The sequence below is a fragment of the Jeotgalibacillus sp. ET6 genome (assembly GCF_029667115.1).
Classification (GTDB): Bacteria; Bacillota; Bacilli; order Bacillales; family Jeotgalibacillaceae; genus Jeotgalibacillus.
On the sequence record NZ_JARUIU010000103.1, the window covers coordinates 1 to 268 of the forward strand.

Below are 268 nucleotides of genomic sequence, written 5' to 3' on the forward strand. Positions count from 1 at the left end.
GGTTTTTTCTCTCCTCTGCTACATACACAAACATAATGGCGGCAATCCATACTACATTTGCATTGGATTCAATCAGTATCGGCGAAACGATAGAAAAGTTGAGGCCTTTTTAACATTGGAGCCAGCCATCAAGCATCTTCATCTGAAAAATATTGCTTCACGTGATCAGCTGAACGTTTCGCAATACTAACAACAAGTCTTAGGTTTGCTTCTGCCAGGCGTCGTTTGGCTTCTTCATTTCAGGCAGCTTCACTCCGCCTATGAATTG

General features: G+C 42.5%; 1 protein-coding gene. It reads left to right on the forward strand.

All coding sequences use genetic code 11. The features are described 5' to 3' along the window. Positions 1 to 190, forward strand: a 190-nt coding sequence (locus P6709_RS19960) for a hypothetical protein (RefSeq protein ID WP_278242642.1), incomplete at its 5' end; no start/stop codon positions are given. Positions 191 to 268: the final 78 nt, after the last annotated feature.